Annotated in this window: 20 protein-coding genes; 15 read left to right on the top strand and 5 right to left on the bottom strand. The window is 65.3% G+C overall.

What is annotated here, in order from left to right; genetic code table 11:
- Window positions 1-8: 8 nt before the first annotated feature.
- On the bottom strand, window positions 9-803 hold the full coding sequence (cysD, locus tag ACQR1Y_RS19835; protein WP_434877966.1) for a sulfate adenylyltransferase subunit CysD: 795 nt from the start codon (window positions 801-803) through the stop codon (window positions 9-11).
- 234 nt (window positions 804-1,037) lie between these two features.
- Between cysD and cysG the strand changes: the two genes are divergently transcribed.
- The 14 genes from cysG (at window position 1,038) to ACQR1Y_RS19765 (ending at window position 13,798) form a co-directional block, all read left to right on the top strand.
- Window positions 1,038-2,468: a siroheme synthase CysG gene (cysG, locus tag ACQR1Y_RS19830; RefSeq protein ID WP_434877923.1), complete on the top strand. Its 1,431-nt coding sequence runs from the start codon at window positions 1,038-1,040 to the stop codon at window positions 2,466-2,468.
- Window positions 2,469-2,783, top strand: coding sequence for a DUF2849 domain-containing protein (locus tag ACQR1Y_RS19825; RefSeq protein WP_434877924.1), 315 nt, complete (start codon window positions 2,469-2,471; stop codon window positions 2,781-2,783).
- 10 nt (window positions 2,784-2,793) lie between these two features.
- On the top strand, window positions 2,794-4,449 hold the full coding sequence (locus ACQR1Y_RS19820) for a nitrite/sulfite reductase (RefSeq protein ID WP_434877925.1): 1,656 nt from the start codon (window positions 2,794-2,796) through the stop codon (window positions 4,447-4,449).
- Window positions 4,436-4,954 carry a DUF934 domain-containing protein gene (locus ACQR1Y_RS19815; protein WP_434877926.1) on the top strand — a complete coding sequence of 173 codons (519 nt, stop codon included), beginning with the start codon at window positions 4,436-4,438 and terminating at the stop codon, window positions 4,952-4,954. Before ACQR1Y_RS19820 ends, ACQR1Y_RS19815 begins: the two co-directional genes overlap by 14 nt.
- On the top strand, window positions 4,951-5,679 hold the full coding sequence (locus tag ACQR1Y_RS19810) for a phosphoadenylyl-sulfate reductase (protein WP_434877927.1): 729 nt from the start codon (window positions 4,951-4,953) through the stop codon (window positions 5,677-5,679). The genes ACQR1Y_RS19815 and ACQR1Y_RS19810 overlap by 4 nt, the downstream gene beginning before the upstream one ends.
- 203 nt (window positions 5,680-5,882) lie before the next feature.
- The gene (locus ACQR1Y_RS19805) at window positions 5,883-6,872 is read left to right on the top strand and encodes a sulfate ABC transporter substrate-binding protein (protein ID WP_434856282.1); all 990 of its coding nucleotides are present in this window, start codon (window positions 5,883-5,885) and stop codon (window positions 6,870-6,872) included.
- A gap of 43 nt (window positions 6,873-6,915) precedes the next feature.
- Window positions 6,916-7,752: a sulfate ABC transporter permease subunit CysT gene (gene cysT, locus ACQR1Y_RS19800; RefSeq protein ID WP_434856281.1), complete on the top strand. Its 837-nt coding sequence runs from the start codon at window positions 6,916-6,918 to the stop codon at window positions 7,750-7,752.
- A gap of 10 nt (window positions 7,753-7,762) precedes the next feature.
- Complete coding sequence (gene cysW / locus ACQR1Y_RS19795) at window positions 7,763-8,668, top strand: sulfate ABC transporter permease subunit CysW (RefSeq protein ID WP_434856280.1); 906 nt, start codon at window positions 7,763-7,765, stop codon at window positions 8,666-8,668.
- Window positions 8,658-9,695 carry a sulfate/molybdate ABC transporter ATP-binding protein gene (locus ACQR1Y_RS19790; protein WP_434856279.1) on the top strand — a complete coding sequence of 346 codons (1,038 nt, stop codon included), beginning with the start codon at window positions 8,658-8,660 and terminating at the stop codon, window positions 9,693-9,695. The genes cysW and ACQR1Y_RS19790 overlap by 11 nt, the downstream gene beginning before the upstream one ends.
- A 388-nt stretch (window positions 9,696-10,083) precedes the next feature.
- Window positions 10,084-10,602 (top strand): CAP domain-containing protein, encoded by a 519-nt coding sequence (locus ACQR1Y_RS19785; RefSeq protein WP_434877928.1) that lies wholly within the window; start codon window positions 10,084-10,086, stop codon window positions 10,600-10,602.
- A gap of 146 nt (window positions 10,603-10,748) precedes the next feature.
- Window positions 10,749-11,924: a DUF3734 domain-containing protein gene (locus ACQR1Y_RS19780; protein WP_434856277.1), complete on the top strand. Its 1,176-nt coding sequence runs from the start codon at window positions 10,749-10,751 to the stop codon at window positions 11,922-11,924.
- 4 nt (window positions 11,925-11,928) lie between these two features.
- Window positions 11,929-12,720: a 3-hydroxybutyrate dehydrogenase gene (locus ACQR1Y_RS19775; protein ID WP_434877929.1), complete on the top strand. Its 792-nt coding sequence runs from the start codon at window positions 11,929-11,931 to the stop codon at window positions 12,718-12,720.
- A 263-nt stretch (window positions 12,721-12,983) separates the two neighbouring features.
- Window positions 12,984-13,235 (top strand): SemiSWEET transporter, encoded by a 252-nt coding sequence (locus tag ACQR1Y_RS19770; RefSeq protein ID WP_006614646.1) that lies wholly within the window; start codon window positions 12,984-12,986, stop codon window positions 13,233-13,235.
- 11 nt (window positions 13,236-13,246) lie between these two features.
- Window positions 13,247-13,798 carry an RNA 2'-phosphotransferase gene (locus ACQR1Y_RS19765; RefSeq protein WP_434877930.1) on the top strand — a complete coding sequence of 184 codons (552 nt, stop codon included), beginning with the start codon at window positions 13,247-13,249 and terminating at the stop codon, window positions 13,796-13,798.
- A 19-nt stretch (window positions 13,799-13,817) separates the two neighbouring features.
- Here the strand turns inward: ACQR1Y_RS19765 and ACQR1Y_RS19760 are convergent, their stop codons facing one another.
- The 3 genes from ACQR1Y_RS19760 to ACQR1Y_RS19750 form a co-directional block, all read right to left on the bottom strand.
- The gene (locus ACQR1Y_RS19760) at window positions 13,818-14,477 is read right to left on the bottom strand and encodes a L,D-transpeptidase (protein WP_434877931.1); all 660 of its coding nucleotides are present in this window, start codon (window positions 14,475-14,477) and stop codon (window positions 13,818-13,820) included.
- Window positions 14,478-14,649: 172 nt separating this feature from the next.
- Complete coding sequence (locus tag ACQR1Y_RS19755) at window positions 14,650-16,026, bottom strand: lipopolysaccharide biosynthesis protein (RefSeq protein ID WP_434877932.1); 1,377 nt, start codon at window positions 16,024-16,026, stop codon at window positions 14,650-14,652.
- Window positions 16,027-16,138: 112 nt separating this feature from the next.
- Window positions 16,139-16,978 (bottom strand): protein-disulfide reductase DsbD domain-containing protein, encoded by an 840-nt coding sequence (locus tag ACQR1Y_RS19750; protein ID WP_434877933.1) that lies wholly within the window; start codon window positions 16,976-16,978, stop codon window positions 16,139-16,141.
- A gap of 137 nt (window positions 16,979-17,115) precedes the next feature.
- Between ACQR1Y_RS19750 and ACQR1Y_RS19745 the strand changes: the two genes are divergently transcribed.
- Window positions 17,116-17,766: a YqgE/AlgH family protein gene (locus tag ACQR1Y_RS19745; protein WP_434877934.1), complete on the top strand. Its 651-nt coding sequence runs from the start codon at window positions 17,116-17,118 to the stop codon at window positions 17,764-17,766.
- A gap of 288 nt (window positions 17,767-18,054) precedes the next feature.
- Here the strand turns inward: ACQR1Y_RS19745 and ACQR1Y_RS19740 are convergent, their stop codons facing one another.
- Window positions 18,055-18,942, bottom strand: a complete 888-nt coding sequence (locus ACQR1Y_RS19740) for a TauD/TfdA dioxygenase family protein (RefSeq protein ID WP_434877935.1) — start codon at window positions 18,940-18,942, stop codon at window positions 18,055-18,057.
- Window positions 18,943-19,057: the final 115 nt, after the last annotated feature.

Genomic DNA, 19,057 nt, shown 5'->3' with positions numbered 1-19,057 from the left:
GCTCCGCTCTAGAGATAGCCGGCGACGCGCAGACGCTCGAAGGCGTCCTCGGTCTCATGGTCGAGCGCGCGGCCCGCGCGCTCCGGCACTTTGGTGCTTTCGAGCTCGGCGAGAATCTCCGCGATGTTCGAGGCGTTGGAGGCGACGGGGAAGGTGATGTCCTGGTCGCCGAGCGAGCGATAGCGCTTGCCGTTCTTGGACAGATACAGCGGGATGATCGGAATGTTCTCGCGCGCGGTGTAGGCCCAGATGTCGGCCTCGGTCCAATGCAGGATCGGATGGATGCGCAAATGCGCGCCCTGCGGCGGCGAGGCGTTGAAATGGTCCCAGAACTCCGGTGGCTGGTCGCGCACGTCCCAATTGCCCTCGGCGCCGCGCGGCGAGAACACGCGCTCCTTGGCGCGGGTCGCCTCCTCGTCGCGGCGGATGCCGGCGATCAGGCCGTCAAAACCGTGCTTGGCGAGCGCCATCTTCAGGCCCTCGGTCTTGCGCGCGGCGGAGCGCGCGGCAGGCGGCAGGGTCGGATCGACGGCATCGATCGGCGGGCACGGTTCGACGCGGAGATCGAGGCTCCATTCCTGCGCGTAGGTGTCGCGGAAGGCGTACATCTCCGGAAACTTCTTGCCGGTATCGACATGCATCGCCGGAAACGGCACCCGGCCGAAGAAGGCCTTGCGCGCCAGCCAGATCATCACGTTGGAATCTTTTCCCAGCGACCACAGCAGCGCGAGCTTCTTCAGCCGTGCAAAGGCCTCGCGGAGAATGTAAATGCTCTGCGCCTCCAGCTGGTCGAGATGATCCATCGTCGGCGCGGCGCCGAGGACACGCGGCATGGAAGATGCTTGATCCAGCTCGGAAGAGGGCAACCGGTCTCTGGAAACGTCGTTGGTGAGAATGTGCATGCTGTCAGCCATCGCCTGCTTGGGAGAAAATTCTATGGCGAAGCCAAGAAATAATTTTCTCTTTACGTCCGCGCCGTGACACTTATATAGAAAATAATTCCAGTCAACCCCGAAGAGTCGAAGCCGAAGAACGCGATGCAATATCTGCCGGTGTTTCTCGATCTGAAGACCGGCCCCGTGCTGCTGATCGGCGCGGGCGAGCTCGTGCGCGCCAAGCTGAGAGTCTTGCTGTCCGCGGGGGCCCGCATCCGCTGGTTCGCGACCGATGGCGACTTCGATCTCGGCGGTCTGCACGACGATCATGGCCAGATCACGCGCGCCGAAGGTGACCCGCTGACGACGGATCTTTCGGGTGTCATCGCCGTGCTGTGCGCCGGCGCGGGCGACGTCGGCGTCGCGATGTCGGCGCGGGCGCGCAGCGTCGGCCTGCCGGTCAACGTGATGGATGACCTCGCGCATTCCAGCTTCATCTTTCCCGCGATTGTCGATCGCGGCGACGTCGTGGTGGCGATCGGCACCGGCGGCTCGTCGCCGGTGGTGGCGCGCCGCGTGCGCGAGCGCATCGAGGCGCTGCTGCCGGCGCGGATTGGCGAGCTCGCGGGCTTCATCGGCGACTTCCGCAAGATCATCAATCCGCTGATCGCCGAGATGCCGCTGCGCCGCCGCTTCTGGGAGCGCGTCGTCGACGGCCCGATCGGCGCGCTGGTTCTGGCTGGGCGCAAGCAGGAAGCCGAGGCGGCGCTGAACGGCATCACTGATCTCACCGCGTTCGCGGGCGCCGATCATGCCGGCCGCAGCGAGGGGCATGTGACCCTGGTCGGCGCCGGTCCCGGCGATCCCGATCTTCTCACGATCAAGGCGCTGCGCGCGCTGCAGGATGCCGACGTCGTGTTCTACGACGAGCTGGTGACGCCCGAAATTCTCGACCGCATCCGCCGCGACGCCTCGCGCGTGCCGGTCGGCCGCCGCGTCGGCAAGCCCGGCATCGGCCAGGACGCGGTGAACAAGCTGCTGATCGACGCCGCGCGGGAGGGCAAGCGCGCCGTGCGCCTGAAGGGCGGCGACGCTTACGTGTTCGGCCGCGGCGGCGAGGAAGTCGACGCGCTGCGCAACGCCGGCGTGTCCTACACGATCGTGCCCGGCATCACCGCCGGCATCGGCGCCGCCGCGCAGTTCGAGGTGCCCCTGACGTTCCGCAGCAAGGCGCTGCGCATCACCTTCCTCACCGCGCACAAGGAGCGCGATGCCGAGGCGGTCGACTGGTCGGTGCTGACCGACACCAAGATGACGGTGGTCGTCTACATGGGCATGACCGCGGCTCCGGCGGTGCGCTCCGGCCTGCTCGCCGCGGGACGCTCGCCGCAGACGCCGGTCGGCGTGTTCGCGCGCGTGACGCGGCCCGACGCGCAGGCTGCGGTCGGCACGCTCGATCAATTGCCGGATCTCGTCGCCAAGATCGATGGCGGCCCGGCCATCCTCATCATCGGTGACGTCGTGGCGCATTCGGCGCCGTGGCGTCAGCAGAATCTCAGTGGCGTGATTGCAAAACTCCTGGAACCCGTCTGAATGACCTCCCCGCTGCAACAGAAGATCAAGATCACCGGTCCCTCGATCGTCACCGCGAACCGCACGTGGGACGGCGCCGTCATCTACCGCACTGGCGCCAAAAGCTGGTCGGACGAGCTCAAGGACGCTGCCATCGTGCGCACCGCCGACGAGGCGCGCGCGCTGCTGACGGAGGCGGTCGCCGATGATCTCAACGCGATCGGCTCCTACATCGCTCCCGTCGAGGTCGCCGCCGACGGCGCGGTCAAGCCCGGCAACATGCGCGAACACATCCGGCTGACGGGCGCCACCATCGCGCTCCCGGCTCAAGCCTGAAGGCCTTCTCATGTATGCTTATGACGAAATCGACCGCACTTTGGTCAATGAGCGCGTCGCCGAATTCCGCGACCAGGTGAAGCGGCGGCTCTCGGGCGAACTGTCCGAGGACGAGTTCAAGATGCTGCGGTTGCAGAACGGCGTGTATCTCCAGCTGCACGCCTACATGTACCGCATCGCCATTCCCTACGGCACGCTGTCGTCGGACCAGCTGCGCCGGCTGGCGCATGTCGCGCGCCGCTACGACCGCGGCTATGGCCACTTCACGACCCGTCAGAACATCCAGTTCAACTGGATCAAGCTCGCCGAGCTGCCGGACGCGATGGCTGATCTCGCCGAAGTCGGCATCCAGTCGATGCAGACCTCCGGCAACAACATGCGCAACGTCACCTCGGACCAGTGGGCTGGCGTCGCGCCGGGCGAGGTCGAGGATCCCCGCATCTGGGCCGAGCTGCTGCGCCAGTTCACGACGCTTCACCCGGAATTCTCGTTCCTGCCGCGCAAGTTCAAGATCGCGATCACCGCGTCCGAGCATGATCGCGCCGCGATCAAGATCCACGACATCGGCCTGCGTCTGAAGAAGAACGAGCAGGGCGAGACCGGCTTCGAGGTGCTGGTCGGCGGCGGCTTGGGACGCTCGCCCTTCATCGCCAAGACCATCAAGCCGTTCGTGCACGGCCATGACATTCTCAGCTATGTCGAGGCGATCCTGCGCGTCTACAATCAGTACGGCCGCCGCGACAACATCTACAAGGCGCGCATCAAGATCCTGGTGCACGAGCTCGGCATCGAGAAGTTCGCCGCCGAGGTCGAGGAGGAGTGGCAGCAGATCCGCGACGGCGTGCTCAAGCTCGACCAGGGGATCATCGAGGACATCCGTTCGCGCTTCTTCTATCCGTCCTACGAGACGCTCCCGCACATGCCGGACGAGCTCAAGCAGGCCGCCGCTGATCCGAAGTTCGAGGCTTGGCGCAAGAACTCGGTGTTTCCGCACAAGGTGCAGGGCTATGCCATCGCCGTCGTGTCGTTGAAGCCGATCGGCAAGCCGCCGGGCGATGCGACCGCCGACCAGATGGATGCGCTCGCCGCCATCGCCGACAAATATTCGTTCGGCGAGATCCGCGTCGGCCATGAGCAGAATTTGGCGCTTCCGCATGTGCGCAAGCGCGATCTGCCGGCGGTGTGGAAGGCGCTCGAGGACGCCGGTCTCGCGATCCCCAACGTCAACCTCGTCTCCGACATCATCGCGTGCCCGGGGCTGGACTACTGCTCGCTGGCCAATGCGCGCTCGATCCCGATCGCGCAGGAGATCACGCGGCGCTTCGCCAACCACGACACCGCCAACCTGATCGGCCGGCTGCACATCAACATCTCCGGCTGCATCAATGCCTGCGGCCATCATCACGTCGGCCACATCGGCATCCTCGGCGTCGAGAAGAACAACGAGGAATTCTATCAGATCACGATCGGCGGCCGCGCCGACGAGGGCGCCGAACTCGGCACCCTGATCGGTCCCGCGGTGCCCTATGCCGAAGTTGCCGATGTCGTCGAGGACATCGTCGAAGCCTATCTAGCGCTGCGCGCGCGCCCCGAGGAGCTGTTCGTCGACACGGTGAAGCGGCTCGGGGTCGAACCATTCAGGGAGCGGGTTTATGCCACTCGTTAAGGGCGGACACATCGTTACGGACGAGTTCGTCCGCGTCACCGACGACGCCGAGTTACCGGCGCAAGGCGCGATCCTCGTCTCCGAGACGCGCTTTCTCGCCGGTCCCGATGCGCTCGTGAGCCGCGCCGGTGGCAAGCTCGGCGTGATCTGGCCGAACAATCGCGACGTCGACGATCTCGTGCCCTATCTCGACCGGCTCGCGCTGGTCGCGCTGGTGTTCCCGAGTTTTCGCGATGGCCGCGCCTATACGCAGGCGCGTCTCTTGCGCGAGCGCTACGGTTATCGCGGCGAGCTGCGCGCCACCGGCCAGGTGCTGCGCGATCAATTCGTGTTCATGCTGCGCGCCGGCTTCGACGCCTTCGACGTCAAGAAGCAGGCGGACGCCGAGGCCTTCACCGAGACCGTGAAGCGCTATTCGGTGTTCTACCAGCCGGCCGGCGACGGCCGGATCTCCGCGCTGCACCAGCGCCTGCAACTGCGCCATTCGGAGCGCGCCGGGCTGTGAGCACGCTGGCCGCATCATCCTTGAACGGAGAGAGGCCGGTTGCGGCGCTCGACGCCGCATTGCGCAATGCGACGCCGCACGAGGTGGTCGCTGCCGCGCTGCAAGAGATCGGCCGCGAGCGGCTTGCGGTGGTCTCCTCCTTCGGCTCGGAGTCGGCGGCCCTGCTGAAAGTGACCGCTGATGTCGATCCGGCCATTCCCGTCATCTTCCTCGATACCGGGCACATGTTCGCCGAGACGCTGGCCTATCGCGACCAACTGATCGAGATCCTCGGCCTCCGTGACGTCCGCTCGATCAAGCCCGATGCGGCCGCGCTGGCGCGCGAGGATGCCGACAGCGATCTGTGGTTCTCAGATCCCGATGCCTGCTGCCGCATCCGCAAAGTCGAGCCGCTGGCGCGCGCGCTGGCGCCGTTCGCGGCCTGGATCAATGGCCGCAAGCGTTTCCAGGGCGGCCTGCGCGCCGCGATTCCCGTCGTCGAGCAGGACGGCGCGCGGGTGAAGTTCAACCCGTTCGCCAACGCCAGCCGCGAGGACATCGCGGCGATCTATCAATCTGCCAACCTGCCGCAGCATCCCCTGGTCGCCGCCGGCTTCCGCTCGATCGGCTGCATGCCCTGCACCAGCCGTTCGGACACCGGCGAGGACGAGCGCGCCGGACGCTGGCGCGGCCGCGGCAAGACCGAATGCGGCATCCACACGGTCGCGACGTCGGCGGTCTCGTAACAATCGTTGCCCGTTGTTCGGCTGCGAGGACGACATTGTGTCACGGCAAAGAACGTCTATGCCAATGCCGGGCGCATCGTAAGCAAAATGCTGATGCTCGGCCGGAAACAAGAAAATCCGGTTCCGTTGACTCTGACGTACACATCCGGCGATCTGAGGTGCGTGCGCCTGCAACATCGCGGGCCTGGAAATGGAGAGCTTGGATGATGCGGCGTGTTCTGGCTGTGGTCGCGGGCCTCGCATGGGCGGGATCGGCCTATGCGGCTGACGTGAACCTGCTCAACGTGTCCTACGATCCGACGCGTGAGCTCTATGTCGAATTCAACAAGGCGTTTGCCGCGAGCTATCAGAAGGAAACCGGCAAGTCGGTCGAGATCAAGCAGTCGCATGGCGGCTCGGGCGCGCAGGCGCGCAGCGTGATCGATGGCCTGCAGGCCGACGTCGTCACTTTGGCGCTGGCCTACGACATCGACGCCATCGCCAACAAGGGACTGCTCGACAAGGAGTGGCAGAAGCGGCTGCCGCAGAACGCCTCGCCCTACACCTCGACCATCGTGTTCCTGGTGCGCAAGGGCAACCCGAAGGGCATCAAGGACTGGGACGATCTCCTGAAGTCCGGCGTCGACGTCATCACCCCGAACCCGAAGACCTCCGGCGGCGCGCGCTGGAACTATCTGGCCGCCTGGGGCTATGCGCTGAAGAAGACCGGCTCGGCCGACAAGGCCAAGCAGTTCGTGGCCGACCTCTATAAGCACGTTCCTGTGCTCGACACCGGTGCCCGGGGCGCCACCGTCACCTTCGTGGAACGCGGCGTCGGCGACGTGCTGCTGGCCTGGGAGAACGAAGCTTATCTGGCGCTGAAAGAGTTCGGTAAGGAAAAGTTCGAGATCATCTCGCCGTCGCTGTCGATCCTGGCAGAACCGCCAGTTGCCGTCGTCGACACGGTCGTGGCCAAGAAGGGCACGCAGGCGGCCGCCGAAGCCTATCTGAAGTACTGGTATACGAAGGACGGCCAGGAAATCGCCGCACGCAACTTCTATCGTCCGCGTGATTCCGACGTCGCCAAGAAGTACGCCGAGTCGTTTGCCAAGGTCGACCTGTTCACGATCGATGATGTGTTCGGCGGCTGGACCAAGGCTCAGAAGGAGCATTTCGGCGAAGGCGGGATTTTCGATCAGATCTACAAGAACTGATTGTCCGGTCGGACGTCAGAGCTGGAATGAGCCGGGTGGCTAATTGAGCGTACTTGCACCACGACGCAGCACCTTGCCGGGCTTCGGTCTCACCATGGGACTGACGCTGACCTGGCTGTCCCTGATCGTCCTCATTCCCCTCGCCGGGCTGTTCGTGCGCTCGACGGATCTCAGCCTGGCGCAGTTCTGGGACATCGTCACCAGCCGGCGCACGCTCAGCGCGCTGAAGATCTCGTTCGGGCTGTCGTTCGCGGCGGCCTGCGTCAATCTCGTGATGGGCACGATCGTGGTCTGGGCGCTGGTGCGCTACCGCTTCCCCGGCCGGCGGCTGTTCGACGCTATCGTCGACGTGCCGTTCGCGCTGCCGACGGCGGTCGCCGGCGTGGCGCTCACGGCGCTGTTCGCGCAGAAGGGCTGGCTCGGCGCGCCGCTGGCCGAGCTCGGCATCAAGGTGGCGTTCACGCCGCTCGGCATCTTCATCGCGATGATCTTCATCGGCATCCCCTTCGTGGTCCGCACCGTGCAGCCGGTGCTGATCGATCTGGATCCGGAGATTGAGGAGGCGGCGGCGAGCCTCGGCGCCAGCCGCTGGCACATCGTCACCAAGGTCATCCTGCCGAGCCTGACGCCGGCCTTGCTGACCGGATTCGCGCTCGCCTTCGCCCGCGCGGTCGGCGAGTACGGTTCCGTGATCTTCATCGCCGGCAACCTGCCGAACGTGTCCGAGATCGCGCCGCTTCTCATCGTCATCCGCCTGTCGGAGTTCCGCTATGCCGACGCCACGGCCATTGCAGTGGTCATGCTTGTGGTAGCATTCGTGATCATCTTTGCGGTGAATCGCCTGCAGCGCTGGGCCCAGGCCCAGGCGCCGTCAACGTGAGGGCCGCGGCATGAGCATCGAAATGACCCTGCAACAGACGCGCGACGCCACGGCAGCGCACAGCCATGCCGCAACGGCCGCCCGGCGCGATCCGCGCGCCGAGCCGCGCTTCGTGCGCATCGCGATCATCACGCTTGCTATCGGGTTCCTGTCGATCTTCGTCGTGCTGCCGCTGGTCGTCGTGTTCGTCGAGGCGTTCGGCAAGGGTATTACGGCCTATTTTTCCGCCCTGGCCGACCCCGAGGCCTGGTCCGCCATTCGCCTGACGCTGGGTGTCGCGGCGGTGTCGGTGGGCACCAACCTGGTGTTCGGCCTCGCCGCCGCCTGGGCGATCGCGAAGTTCGAGTTTCCCGGCAAGACCTTCCTGATCACCTTGATCGACCTGCCGTTCTCGGTCAGCCCCGTCATCTCCGGCCTGGTCTTCGTGCTGCTGTTCGGCGCGCAGGGCTTCTTCGGCCCCTGGCTGCAGAGCCATGGCCTGCAGATCCTGTTCGCCTTCCCCGGCATCACGCTCGCCACCATCTTTGTGACCTTCCCGTTCGTGGCGCGCGCGCTGATCCCGCTGATGCAGGAGCAGGGCACGCAGGAGGAGGAGGCGGCGATCTCGCTCGGTGCGTCGGGCCTGCAGACCTTCTTCCGCGTCACCCTGCCCAACATCAAATGGGGCGTGCTGTACGGCGTCCTGCTGTGCAACGCGCGCGCGATGGGCGAGTTCGGCGCGGTGTCGGTGGTGTCGGGCCACATCCGCGGCGAGACCAACACGATGCCGCTGCTGGTCGAGATCCTCTACAACGAATACCAGATGGTGGCCTCGTTCGCGATCGCCTCGCTGCTCGCCATGCTCGCGCTGATTACGCTGATCGCCAAGACCATTCTCGAACGCAATATCGACGAGGACATGCCTCATGACCATTGAAGCGAGGGGCGTCGTCAAGACCTTCGGCGCGTTCAAGGCGCTCGACGGGGTCGACTTGAAGGTCGCCAATGGCGAGCTGCTGGCGCTGCTCGGTCCGTCCGGCTCGGGCAAGACGACCTTGCTGCGCATCATCGCCGGTCTCGAATGGCCCGATGCCGGCGAGATCCTGTTCGACGGCGAGAACGCGCTGGATCGTGGCGCGCGCGAGCGTCATGTCGGCTTCGTGTTCCAGCACTACGCGCTGTTCCGGCACATGAGCGTGTTCGAGAACGTCGCCTTCGGCCTGCGCGTGCAGCCGCGCAGCATCCGCAAGAGCGAGGCGCAGATCCGCGCGCGCGTCAAGGAGCTGCTCGATCTCGTGCAGCTCGACTGGCTCGCCGACCGCTATCCGAGCCAGCTCTCCGGCGGCCAGCGCCAGCGCATTGCGCTGGCGCGCGCGCTCGCGATCGAGCCGCGCATCCTCTTGCTCGACGAGCCGTTCGGCGCGCTCGACGCCAAGGTGCGCAAGGAGCTGCGGCAATGGCTGCGCACCCTGCATCATTCGATCAACGTCACCTCGATCTTCGTCACGCACGATCAGGAGGAGGCGCTCGAGGTCGCGCATCGCGTCGTGGTGATGGACAAGGGCCGCATCGAGCAGGTCGGCTCGCCGAACGACGTCTATGACAGCCCCGCGACGGCCTTCGTGCACGGCTTCATCGGCGAGTCGATCATGCTGCCGGTCGAGGTCACCGGGGGCGCGGTGCATCTCAACGGCCGGCCGCTCGACATTGCCGCGGAGGGCGCCGCCGCGGGCGCCTCCACCTTGTTCGTGCGGCGTCACGACATGCTGATCGGCCCGGCGGACAGCGGCACCCTGCATGGCGCGGTGACCCACGTCCGCAGCTTCGGCCCGGTGCAACGCGCCGAGATCGCGCTGACCGAAGGCTCCACCATCGAGATCGATGCCCCCCGCGACCGCGAACTCCGCATCGGCGACCGCATCGGCCTGAAGCCGCGGCATTATCGGATCTTTGCTGGCGGGTAGGGCCGGTCGAGCTCGGCTTCTACCGGCAGGTCGTTAGTCCAAGTCTGCGAGAAAAACATTCGCTGTCGTCCCGGACAAGCCCGGCAACGCGTCAGCGTTGGCGGGCGCCGATCCGGGACCCATACTCCGTGACGTCTGTTTGAGGCAGGCTGGAGCGGCATCGCGTCTCGCCACATCCGCCGCGGCGTATGGGTCCCGGCTCGGAGGCCGGGACGACAGCGGGAATGTGGCGTCGTCTTTGGCTTGACCGAAGCGTGCTTATGGTTGACCAACCCTTACCCGGCCGAAACGGATGCAATTGCACCGATGGAACTTACCGTCGATTCACCTTTCAGCCACGGTTGATGTGCAACAACCCGCCTCTCGTCTTCGCATAGGGACCGGTTCATTGACGCGTCTGGCTATCGCTCTTCCCATCGCTTTCCTGCTCGCCGGCTGCGCGGCTGATACGCCGGCTGTCGTGCAGGCGCCGACCATGTACGCCGACATGGCGGTCGCGGGGGCGAGGCTCGATGCGGTCGCCGCGGCGACGATGATCTCACAATATCGTCAGAACAACGGGCTCGGCACCGTCGAGGTCGATCCCGAGCTGATGCGGCTTGCGGAGTCGCAGTCGCAGGCGATGGCCGACAAGAACAAGCTCGATCACGACGTGCGCGCGCCACTGGCCAAGCGCCTGACCGGCGCGGGCTATGATGCCGTCGTCGCGGTCGAGAACGTGTCGGCGGGCTATCATACCCTGGCGGAAGCCTTTTCTGGCTGGCGCGATTCGCCGCCTCACCGCGCCAACATGCTGAAGAACGGTGTCACAAAAATAGGCATCGCCGCGAGCTATGCTCCGAATACGAAATACAAGGTCTTCTGGACCATGATCCTCGCCGCTCCCGACGGCAAGAAGCCGTCCTGACAGGCACGCCGCTGCTCCCTGCATGGGCGGTGACCTGTCCGGTTTGGCCCCATGGCTGGCCGGAGGCGACCTATGCCGGAGGTTGATTTGACGTTATCAGCAAGTCACGCCACGCTGGCGCCACTGCTGATAACCGATCGATTGACATGAATCATCATTCGCTGCCGGCTCCGCCGACAACTCCCTCTGATGCCAAGCGCGTGCTCGTCCTGCAGGGCGGCGGCGCGCTCGGCTCCTATCAGGCCGGTGCCTATCAGGCGCTGTGCCATTTCGATTTCGAGCCCGAATGGGTCGCCGGCATCTCGATCGGCGCGATCAATTCCGCGATCATCGCCGGCAACGAGCGCGAGAAGCGCATCGAGCGCCTCAAGGAATTCTGGCACATGGTATCCTCGCCGGTGCCGTGGAAGCCGCTGCTCAACGGCGATCATCACCGCTCGGCCTTCAACGAGGCGAGCGCCGCGCTGATCGCGGCGTTCGGCGTGCCCGGCTTCTTCACGCCGCGTTTCCCACCGGCGCCGCTGTGGCCGGCCGGCACGCCGCAATCGGTGAGCTATTACGACACCGCGCCGCTGAAGAAGACGCTGGAGCGGCTGGTCGATTTCGATCGCATCAACGATTGCAGGACGCGGCTGTCGGTCGGCGCCGTCGGCGTCACCACCGGCAACTTCACCTATTTCGACAATGTCGAGTTCAAGAAGCAGGGCAAGCGCATCGGCCCGGAGCACATCATGGCTTCTGGCGCGCTGCCGCCGGGCTTCCCGCCGGTCGAGATCGACGGCGAGCACTACTGGGACGGCGGCATCGCCTCCAACACGCCGCTCGACTACGTGCTCGACATCGGGGCGGACCGTGATCTCTTGATCTTCCAGGTCGATCTGTTCTCCGCGCGCGGTGACCTGCCGCGCACCTTGTTGGAGGCCGCCGAACGCGAAAAGGACATCCGCTATTCCAGCCGGACGCGGATGAACACCGACAAGAACCGCATGATCCACAACACCCGCAAGGCGTTCCGCGAGCTCTATGCCAAGCTGCCTGACGAGCTGCGCAACGATCCGTCGCTGGAGATCCTGTGCAAGGCGGCGCAGGAGAACACGGTCACGGTCGTGCATCTGATCTATCGCAGCAAGAACTACGAGACGTCCTCCAAGGACTACGATTTTTCCCATGTCGCGATGGTCGAGCATTGGGAGGCGGGCGTGCGCGACGTGCATTCGTCGATGCGCCACAAGGACTGGCTGGAGCGGCCGCAGTCCGGCGAAACCATGGTGACCTACGATCTCACGCAGGACGGCAACCTTGCCGCCGCCAAGAAGGAGTGAAGTTATGACGACGAATTTGAAGGGCAAGACCGCGGTGGTCACCGGTTCGACCAGCGGCATCGGGCTTGCGATCGCCCGCGGTTTCGCAAGCGCCGGTGCCAACATCGTGCTCAACGGCTTCGGCGCTGCCGCCGATATCGAGAAGGAGCGCGCGGCGATCGAGAGCGAGTTCAAGGTGAAGGCCGTGCATTCGCCGGCCGACATGAGCAAGCCGGCCGAGATCGCCGGCATGATCGCGCTCGGCGAGAGCACGTTCGGCTCGGTCGATGTCCTCGTCAACAATGCCGGCATCCAGTTCGTCTCGCCGGTCGAGGAGTTTCCGCCGGAGAAGTGGGAGCAGATCATCGCGATCAACCTGTCCTCGGCGTTCTACGGCATTCACGCCGCCGTGCCCGGCATGAAGAAGCGCGGCTGGGGCCGCATCATCAACACGGCGTCCGCGCACTCGCTGGTCGCCTCGCCGTTCAAGTCGGCCTATGTCTCGGCCAAGCATGGCATCGCCGGTCTCACCAAGACGGTGGCGCTGGAGCTTGCGACCCACAAGATCACCTGCAACTGCATCTCGCCGGGCTATGTCTGGACGCCGCTGGTCGAGAAGCAGATCCCCGATACGATGAAGGCGCGCAACCTCACCAAGGAGCAGGTCATCAACGACGTGCTGCTGGCCGCGCAGCCGACCAAGGAGTTCGTCACCGTCGACCAGGTCGCCGCCCTCGCGCTGTTCCTGTGCAGCGACGAAGCCGCGCAGATCACCGGCACCAACCTGTCGATCGACGGCGGTTGGACCGCGGCGTAGCTTTGTTTGATGGGGGCGGAGCCTGCTTCACCCACACCGTCATCGTCCGCGCAGGCGGACGATCCAGTATTCCAGAGACGGCAGTGATCGATCGAGGGGCCGCGGCGTACTGGATTCCCCGCCTTCGCGGGGAATGACCGAGGGTGTTGGTGGGGGTCACCGCCTCACGCTCAGCAAGCAATTTCGCGCCGGAGCGGGTTTCGCTTCGGCGCGGGTCATTCTACAAGCGTGCGTTTCCACGACCAGCGCACGGACTTTTCATCTTGCTGACCACGATCATCGGCCTCGGCGCCGCCACCTGCACCACATGCTCGTTCCTGCCCCAGGTCATCAAGGCCTGGCGCTCGCGCTCGACCCATGACATCTCGATGGGCATGTTCGTGCTGCAGACCACCGGCAATTCGATGTGGCTGCTCTACGGCGCGCTGATCAGCGACCTGCCGCTGGTCGTCGCCAACGCCATCACGCTGGGCCTGGTCGCCGCGATCCTCGGCCTGAAGCTGCGCTACGGCTAGGGTCTCTCATCATGGCGTTCGATACCGTTCGACTGAGCAAGTTCCTGAGCCTGGTGTTGCGGCATCAGCCGGAGGCGATCGGCCTCGAGCTCGACGTCCAGGGCTGGACCGCCATCGACGATCTGATCGCGCGGGCGGCCGCGGCAGGAACCGCGTTCACCCGCGCCGAGCTGGACCGGGTGGTCGCGACCAGCGACAAGAAGCGCTTCACGATCTCGGAAGATGGGCTGCGTATCCGCGCGGCGCAGGGACATTCGGTGTCGGTCGAGCTTGGACTTGCGCCGAGCGAGCCGCCGGCCGTGCTGTTTCATGGGACTGCGACGCGCTTCGTCGAGTCGATCATGGCTCAGGGATTGAAGCCCCAGTCGCGCCAGCACGTGCATCTGTCGCTGGATGAGGCCGCCGCGCTCAATGTCGGCCGCCGTCACGGCAAGCCGGCCATCTTTCGCATCGATGCTGCGGCCATGCATCGCGCCGGCATCGCGTTCTATGTCGCCGACAATGGTGTCTGGCTCACCGATCACGTCCCGCCGGACTACCTGACCCTCAGCGCGCGGCCCTGAACGCGAGACGGCACAGCCCTCAGCTGCGGCGCGCGAACACGTTCGTGGTCGATGATGCGACGCTTTGCCCGGGCGGCAGCACGACCACGGTCGATCCGAGCTGCACGCGATTGTAGAGATCGGCGACGTCGATGTTGGTCATGCGGATGCAGCCGGACGAGATCGCCTGGCCGATATATTCGGGCTGATTGGTGCCGTGGATGCGGTACAGCGTGTCCTTGTTGCCCTCGTAGAGATAGATCGCGCGGGCACCGAGCGGATTGGCCGGGCCGCCGGCGACGCGCTTCGGATAGGGACCGAGCCGCGCCTGGATGTCGGCGGTCGGAACCCAGTCCGGCCATTCCGCGAGCTTGCCGACGGTGGCGACGCCGGAAAAGGCCTGCGCCTCCTCGCCGACGGCGACGCCGTAGCGCACCGCTTTGCGGTCGGGCAGCACGTAATAGAGGAAGCGCGCATCGGTATCGACGACGATCGTGCCCGGCTGTTCCTGCCGCGTGTATTCGACGATGTGGCGCTGGAACTGGTCGGGAATCTTCGCCTCGGCGTAGGGCGCACGCGCCAGCAGTTGCCGGTCGCGCGGCGTCAAGGCGGCATCGGTGGTCGGCGACAGCGTCGCCTCCATGCAGCCTGCCAACAGCAACGGTGCAGCCAGCACCATCGCGAGCCCCAGTCTCGACATCTCGATCTCCCCCAACGCGCGGTCGAATGATCTGCCCGGAACATCGCGCCAATATCAAGGCGTTGCATTCAACACTTGCGTGATCACCGCGTGAGGGCCGGGTGCTGATAACGCTCTTAGTTCTGCCGGAGAAGGGACAAGATGACGCAACGATCGTGCCGGCTGAGTTCCCTCACGCTGCCTTGCCGAAGGCGAGAACGTGCAGGCCAAGGCGCTGCTTGACGATGCGGAACAGCAGCACGGTCTCGAACGCCAGAGACAGCGAGGTCGCGGCGGCGGCACCATGGCCGCCGAACTGCGGCACCAGCAGGATGCACAGCACGAGATTCATGACGAAGGCCGCCGCATAGGCCATCGCGCAGGCGCGCTGCTGGCCCAGCATGTTCAGGAGCCGCTCGACCGGACCGATCGCAGCGCGCACGACAAGGCCGATCGCGGCGATGAACATGATGTCGTAGCCCGCGGTGAACTGCGCGCCGAACAGATAGAGCAGCGGCTTGCCGAGCGCGAGCAGCACCAGGGTCGCGGCCAGCGACGGCCAGAACGTCCATTTGATGGCGTAGGCGACATAGGCCGACAGCCGGGCTTTGTCGCCGAGTGCGTGGTATTCGGCGAAACGATGCGCCGTCGTCGCCGACATCGCATAGTGGATGAACGACACCAGCGCGAGCGTCTTGACGACCGCGAAATAGATGCCGACCTCCTCGGAGGAGCGGAACTGCTGCAGCACCAGCACGTCGGTGTAGGACAAGAGCAGATAGAAGCTCTCGACCAGGAGGATGGGCAGCGAGATCGCGAGCCAGCCTCGGAGGTCGTACTGCTTCGGTCCGCGTTCGATATGGCGATCGAGCCTGCGGTTCAGCACCCACATCTGGCCGAACATCGCGATCCACACCGCGGCGGCGCTCGCGGCCATCGCAGCGGTGGCGCCGAGGTCGAGGCCGAGCACGAAGGCGCCCGCGGTGAAGCCGATGATCAGGGTCTGGCGGATGATGAATTGCGGCATCAGGCCGAGCGTCATCCAGTCATGCGAGCGCGCGATGCCGTCCTGGGTGTTGGCAACGACGAAGGCCGGTAACGTCAGGCAGCCGATGTAGAGCGGCATGCGCTCGGCTGCCTCGATCCACGGCGACAGCAGCGCGACCAGGCCGGCGAGCAGCAGCGCGGCGGCGGTCGAGGTCGCCAAGGTCAGCCAGCGGCCGCCGGCGAGGAAGCCGCGCAGCAGCGCCTGCTGGTTCGACGTGCGGTAGTCGGGAATGATCTTCTGCGCGGAGGAGGCGATGCCGACATCGAGCATGCTGCCGAGCAGCAGCACCCAGGTCCAGACATAGACATAGGTGCCGTAGTCGGAGCCGCCCATCCAGCGCGCCAGCAGGATCTGGCTGAGATAGGCAAGGCCGGCGCTGAGTACGCGAATGATGAAGATGGTGCCGGCCAGCCGCCGCGTCAGCGACGCGTCGCCACTGCCGCCGAGCGCGGCCAGGCGCGCCTTCAGGCGGGCGACGAGGCCGGTCGATACGCGTTCGTTGCGGGCGTCCATCACGGCCACGGCGACCAGTCTCCACGGCCGCACCGATGGCGGCGATGGTGACCTTCCTATCAACGCATCGTTAAGAATCGGTTGGGCCCTCGGGCCAACGCGATGCGCCGCGGCGGCGCCGTCAGGGCAGGTTGAAGTTGAATTCGTAGGCCTTGTCGGGACCGACCAGCGTGAATTTCAGCGCGGCACCATCCGGCTTGACGCCCGGCGGGACGCCGTCGAGTTCGAACGCGAAGCGCTTGATGCCCGGTGCGCCGCTGTCGCGGACGACTGGGATCGGCAGCGCCCAGTCGGGCGTGGGGCCCTCGACATAGAGCTGAACGCCGCGTGGGTCGGGCACGGCGACGTCGACGATGACGTCCTTCTTGCCGTCGCGCTTGACGTCGCGGATCGTCAACGGAATGGGATCGCCGATATTGGCCGGCTTCGGCACGGTATCGAGGGCCGCAGACAACGAGGCATCCTCGGTACTGGCGACGCTGGTGAAGGCGAGCTCCGCCTTGGCCTCCACCGGAATGCAGATCTTCTCGCAGACCGCGTAGCTGATGTCGGCGCGCAACGTCATCGGCTTGTCCGCGCTCTTGGCGACGATGCGCAGCGGCAGCACGACCTGGTCGTGATAGCCGAGCGAGTGGCCGCCGGCGCCATCATCGAACTTGGTCGGCGCCGGCCACAGAACCGTCACTGCCTCGACGTTGTCCGACTTGGAAAAGTCGAACCGCGGCGGCACACCGGAATCGCCGGGCGTGCGCCAGTAGGTCTTCCATCCCGGCTGCAGTTGGATGGCGATGCCGCCGAGCATGACAGGGCCGCTGCGTGAGCCCGCAAGCAGGCGTACGGCGGAGTGGGTGTCGCGCTGCCAGGGCGAGGAGTCCTGCGCCTGCGCGCCGAACGCCAGGCAGGACGACAGGACGGAGACGATGAACAGTGTGGCGGAGTGGTGAGGAACCAAGGCGGACATGAGACGTCTTTAGAGTGAGCTTCAGGCGCAAACCATTGAATTGCTTGTGAGGTCGATTTCGTCGCGGTGCCCTGAACCTTGATTGACAGATGCGCATCCCAATATCAGGATATCAACGATCATGAGAGTCCTTGCGGATGAATCCTGAGGCAAAAAGGCTGGGCGACATTCGCCGCAAAGTGACCGGGATCGGGGATCACGCCTCGCAAGGTGGATATCTCGACGGCCAGCTGCTGGTCGCGATGCCCGTGATGGGCGATTCCCGCTTCGAGCGCTCGGTGATCTATCTGTGCGCGCACTCGGCCGAAGGCGCCATGGGTATCATGGTGAACCGGCCGGCGGGCAGCATCGATTTCCCGCAGCTCCTGATGCAACTCAATATCATCGAGAAGAGCGACCAGATCCATCTGCCGGACAGCGCCGAAACGATGAAGGTGCTGAGCGGTGGTCCGGTCGACACCGGACGCGGTTTCGTGCTGCATTCCAGCGACTACTTCATCGCCAACGCGACGCTGAAGATCAATGACGGCGTCTGCCTGACCACGACCATCGACATCCTCAAGGCGATCGCCAAAGGCAACGGCCCGAAGCACGCCATCCTCGCGCTCGGCTACGCCGGCTGGCGCGCCGGCCAGCTCGAGGAAGAGATCCAGGACAATGGCTGGCTGCATTGCGACGCCGATCCCGAGCTGATCTTCGGCGACAATGTCGAGAGCAAATACGATCTGGCACTGCGCAAGATCGGCATCGATCCGGGCATGCTGTCGAACGCCGCGGGGCACGCTTAGGCGGTGTGGCACCGCTCCTGCCGCTCTCGAAGTTCACAACAGGTTTGGTTAGAACCCGCTGTTCCTCCGGGTCGTCCCGGCCTCCGAGCCGGGACCCATACGCGGAGGCGGGTGTGGTGACGCACGGTGCCGATCGAGCGGACCTAACAATAGATGTCACGGAGTATGGGTCCCGGATCGGCGTCCGACAACGCTTGCGCGTTGCCGGACTTGTCCGGGACGACACCGGTGTTGTTGAGGCTCTGCGAACATCTCTCCATGACGTTAAGGCAGAGCTCCCGCGCCGAGCTACTCCGCAGCCTGCTGCGCGATCGTCGGCTCGGTGCCGGCCACCGTCGCGCGGCGCATGTCGCGGGGCTGGGACTGGTCGTAGCGGCGGACGCGGTGCATGGTCTGGCGATTGTCCCACATGATCAGATCGTGCAGCCGCCATGTATGGACATAGACGAACTCTGGCTGCGTGGCGTGCTCGGTGAGATCGCGGAGCAGCAGCCGTCCCTCGGGCATGCTCATGCCGATGACGGCGCCGGCATGCGATGACAGATACAGCGACTTGCGGCCATGCCCCGGATGCGTGCGCACCAGCCGCTGCTTCACTGGCTTGAACATCTCCTTCTCCTCCTCGGTGTAGTCGAGGAAGCCGAGCGAGCCGCGCGAATACATCAGCGAATGTTCGCAGACGAGATCCTCGATCTCCGCCTTGGTCTCCTTATCGAGCGCATCATAGGCCGCGCGCATGTCGGCGAACTCGGTGTTGCCGCCCTTCGGATTCACGACGCGCGCCGACAGGATCGAGTACTTCGCCGGGATCGGCCGGAACGAGCTGTCGGAATGCCACAGGCAGTTGCCGAGATTGAACAGATGCGTGCGATGATCCCGCGGCAGCGGCTTGCCGTCCTTGCCGAGATTGGAGACGTCGTTGAGGCCGGTCGAGAGTCGGTAGTCCTCCTTCTTCGTCACCGTGCCGCCGCGCGCCTGCTCGCGTTCGCCAAAGCTGAGCGCAAAGCGGAGCTGCTGTTCGTCGGTGATGTCCTGGTCATGGAGCACCAGCACCGCGTAGTGATCGATCGCGGCCTGCAACTGCGCGATCTCGTCGAGAGTGAGCGGCTGGCGCAGGTCGACGCCGGAGACCTCGCCGACGAAATGCGGATGCAGTTGCCGGATGGCGATGGCCATGGCGTCCTCCTTGCGTGTCCTCATGATGGCGAACTGACGTTCGCTTCTGATGCCTGAGGCTACGCCCGCGAGGTGCGAAGTCAATTCATAGGCCGCGCGCCGCCGCGCACGGCTG

This window comes from Bradyrhizobium sp. HKCCYLRH3099, from assembly GCF_051167855.1.
Classification (GTDB): domain Bacteria; phylum Pseudomonadota; class Alphaproteobacteria; order Rhizobiales; family Xanthobacteraceae; genus Bradyrhizobium.
This window is presented reverse-complemented; position numbering and strand designations above follow the sequence as displayed.

Bases quoted from the DNA above. Each gene is read 5' to 3' on its own strand.
- ACQR1Y_RS19825 (WP_434877924.1), top strand. From the start codon at position 2,469: ATGACCTCCCCGCTGCAACAGAAGATCAAGATCACCGGTCCCTCGATC.
- ACQR1Y_RS19790 (WP_434856279.1), top strand. From the start codon at position 8,658: ATGACCATTGAAGCGAGGGGCGTCGTCAAGACCTTCGGCGCGTTCAAG.
- ACQR1Y_RS19760 (WP_434877931.1), bottom strand. From the start codon at position 14,477: ATGTCGAGACTGGGGCTCGCGATGGTGCTGGCTGCACCGTTGCTGTTG.
- ACQR1Y_RS19745 (WP_434877934.1), top strand. From the start codon at position 17,116: ATGAATCCTGAGGCAAAAAGGCTGGGCGACATTCGCCGCAAAGTGACC.
- ACQR1Y_RS19750 (WP_434877933.1), bottom strand. From the start codon at position 16,978: ATGTCCGCCTTGGTTCCTCACCACTCCGCCACACTGTTCATCGTCTCC.
- ACQR1Y_RS19740 (WP_434877935.1), bottom strand. From the start codon at position 18,942: ATGGCCATCGCCATCCGGCAACTGCATCCGCATTTCGTCGGCGAGGTC.
- ACQR1Y_RS19775 (WP_434877929.1), top strand. From the start codon at position 11,929: ATGACGACGAATTTGAAGGGCAAGACCGCGGTGGTCACCGGTTCGACC.
- cysG (WP_434877923.1), top strand. From the start codon at position 1,038: ATGCAATATCTGCCGGTGTTTCTCGATCTGAAGACCGGCCCCGTGCTG.
- ACQR1Y_RS19765 (WP_434877930.1), top strand. From the start codon at position 13,247: ATGGCGTTCGATACCGTTCGACTGAGCAAGTTCCTGAGCCTGGTGTTG.
- cysD (WP_434877966.1), bottom strand. From the start codon at position 803: ATGGATCATCTCGACCAGCTGGAGGCGCAGAGCATTTACATTCTCCGC.
- ACQR1Y_RS19805 (WP_434856282.1), top strand. From the start codon at position 5,883: ATGATGCGGCGTGTTCTGGCTGTGGTCGCGGGCCTCGCATGGGCGGGA.
- cysW (WP_434856280.1), top strand. From the start codon at position 7,763: ATGAGCATCGAAATGACCCTGCAACAGACGCGCGACGCCACGGCAGCG.
- ACQR1Y_RS19780 (WP_434856277.1), top strand. From the start codon at position 10,749: ATGAATCATCATTCGCTGCCGGCTCCGCCGACAACTCCCTCTGATGCC.
- ACQR1Y_RS19820 (WP_434877925.1), top strand. From the start codon at position 2,794: ATGTATGCTTATGACGAAATCGACCGCACTTTGGTCAATGAGCGCGTC.
- ACQR1Y_RS19815 (WP_434877926.1), top strand. From the start codon at position 4,436: ATGCCACTCGTTAAGGGCGGACACATCGTTACGGACGAGTTCGTCCGC.